General features: G+C 54.9%; 2 rRNA genes. Both read right to left on the bottom strand.

The features are described from left to right. Positions 1 to 104 precede the first annotated feature (104 nt). Positions 105 to 221: ribosomal RNA gene (gene rrf, locus KUG43_RS03880) — 5S ribosomal RNA — on the bottom strand. A 178-nt stretch (positions 222 to 399) separates the two neighbouring features. Further along, positions 400 to 2,902, bottom strand: a 23S ribosomal RNA gene (locus tag KUG43_RS03875); the annotation flags it as partial.

Below are 2,902 nucleotides of genomic sequence, written 5' to 3'. Positions count from 1 at the left end.
ACGACCAACAGAAAAGCCACCCTGCTCGGGTGGCTTTTCCTACAGCTCTGATCGGAGCTGATCGCTCACATCACGCCTTACAGCGACGATGGAGCGGAAGTTTTACCTGGCATCGAGCTATTTTCGCAGGGGGCTACCCCCCAACTATCGTCGCCGCTGCTGCGTTTCACAACCGAGTTCGAGATGGATCGGTGTGGTTCCACAGCGCCATGGACACCAGGATAGGTTTCCCTTACCCTCAACAACCATTGAGGACAAGGGTTGAACCCTGAGAACTGCATAGGTTAGAGCAACGACTTTCGCCATCACTCCTCTGGATAAAGAAGTCATTCCGCCTTTCCCCTCTTCCAGACTTCTTTCGAAACCTGTCTTCAGGGGTGGCCGGCTTAGAACCAGATGTTGGTCAAGCCCTCGGTCTATTAGTACTCCTCCGCTTCACCGGTTACCCGGCTTCCACGTAGAGCCTATCAACGGGTGTTCTTCCCGTGACCTTACTGGCTAACGCCATGGGAATACTCATCTTGAGGTGGGCTTCCCACTTAGATGCTTTCAGCGGTTATCCTCTCCGCACATGGCTACCCAGCGTTTACCGTTGGCACGATAACTGGCACACCAGAGGTGCGTTCCTCCCGGTCCTCTCGTACTAGGGAGAAATCCTCTCAATATTCCTGCGCATGCACCGGATATGGACCGAACTGTCTCACGACGTTCTGAACCCAGCTCGCGTACCGCTTTAATGGGCGAACAGCCCAACCCTTGGGACCGACTTCAGCCCCAGGTTGCGATGAGCCGACATCGAGGTGCCAAACCTCCCCGTCGATGTGAACTCTTGGGGGAGATCAGCCTGTTATCCCTAGAGTAACTTTTATCCGTTGAGCGACGGCCCTTCCACTCAGAACCGTCGGATCACTAAAGCCGACTTTCGTCCCTGTTCGACTTGTAGGTCTCACAGTCAAGCTTGCTTCTGCTTTTACACTCGTCGGCTGATTTCCAACCAGCCTGAGCAAACCTTTGCGCGCCTCCGTTACCTTTTAGGAGGCGACCGCCCCAGTCAAACTGCCCACCTGATACTGTCCGGTCCCCGGATGACGGGTGACCGTTAGAACCCTAGCTCTGAAAGAGTGGTATCTCACCGTTGGCTCACCATCACCCACAAGCAATGGATCAAAGCCTCCCACCTATCCTGCGCATTCAGAGCCCGGGCACAATACCAAGCTACAGTAAAGCTTCATAGGGTCTTTCTGTCCGGGTGCACGTAGTCCGCATCTTCACAGACAATTCTATTTCGCCGAGCCTCTCTCCGAGACAGCGCCCAGATCGTTACGCCTTTCGTGCGGGTCGGAACTTACCCGACAAGGAATTTCGCTACCTTAGGACCGTTATAGTTACGGCCGCCGTTCACCGGGGCTTCAGTCGCCAGCTTCGCTTACGCTGACCAGCTTCCTTAACCTTCCGGCACTGGGCAGGCGTCAGCCCCCATACATCGTCTTGCGACTTAGCGGAGACCTGTGTTTTTGGTAAACAGTCGCCTGGGCCTCTTCACTGCGACCACCTTGCGGTGGCACCCCTTCTCCCGAAGTTACGGGGCCATTTTGCCGAGTTCCTTAGAGAGAGTTACCTCGCGCCCCTCGGTATTCTCTACCACCCCACCTGTGTCGGTTTCGGGTACAGGCCGTCATGCCTTAACGGGTATAGGGCTTTTCTTGGAAGCTTGACGTCACCCACTTCGCTGCCGTAGCAGCTCGTACTCACGCCTCAGCTCAAAGTGTTTTCGCCACTTCTCAACGCCTCGAACGCTTGAACCAGTAACCAACTTCTGGCTGGGCTAGCCTTCTCCGTCCCCCTTCCCAAAACATGACAGGTACAGGAATGTTGACCTGTTGTCCATCGACTACGCCTTTCGGCCTCGCCTTAGGTCCTGACTAACCCTCCGCGGACGAGCCTGCCGGAGGAACCCTTAGGGTTTCGGGGCATGGGATTCTCACCCATGTTTTCGCTACTCAAGCCGACATTCTCACTTCCATGCAGTCCACGCCCGCTTACGCTAACGCTTCGCCCCACATGGAACGCTCCCCTACCATTTAACAAGTTAAATCCGCAGCTTCGGTAGACTACTTAGCCCCGTTCATTTTCGGCGCAGGATCGCTCGACCAGTGAGCTATTACGCACTCCTTTGAGGATGGCTGCTTCTAGGCAAACCTCCTGGTTGTCTGGGCAATCCCACCTCCTTTATCACTGAGTAGTCATTTGGGGACCTTAGCTGGCGGTCTGGGCTGTTTCCCTTTCGACCATGGAGCTTATCCCCCACAGTCTGACTGCCTAGTTTCACACAGGGTATTCAGAGTTCGTCTCGATTTGGTACCGCTCTCGCAGCCCGCACCGAAACGGTGGCTTTACCCCCCTGCTATAGCACTAGACGCTACGCCTCAACGTATTTCGGGGAGAACCAGCTAGCTCCGGGTTCGATTGGCATTTCACCCCTAACCACAGCTCATCCGCTGATTTTTCAACATCAGTCGGTTCGGACCTCCACTTGGTATCACCCAAGCTTCATCCTGGCCATGGTTAGATCACCCGGGTTCGGGTCTATAAACACTGACCAACGCCCTATTCAGACTCGCTTTCGCTATGGCTCCACCATTTCCGGTTTAACCTGCCAGTGCCTATAAGTCGCCGGCTCATTCTTCAACAGGCACACGGTCATCCTATGAGTAGGACTCCCATTGCTTGTAAGCTCACGGTTTCATGTTCTGTTTCACTCCCCTCCCGGGGTTCTTTTCACCTTTCCCTCGCGGTACTGTTTCGCTATCGGTCACACAGGAGTACTTAGCCTTACGAGGTGGTCCTCGCGGATTCACACGGAATTTCACGTGCTCCGTGCTACTCGGGATACAGCTAGGCC

Source organism: Synechococcus sp. CCY 0621 (assembly GCF_019038465.1).
Classification (GTDB): domain Bacteria; phylum Cyanobacteriota; class Cyanobacteriia; order PCC-6307; family Cyanobiaceae; genus Cyanobium.
Note: the sequence above shows the minus strand (reverse complement) of the source record. Positions and strands in the feature narration are given on the sequence as shown.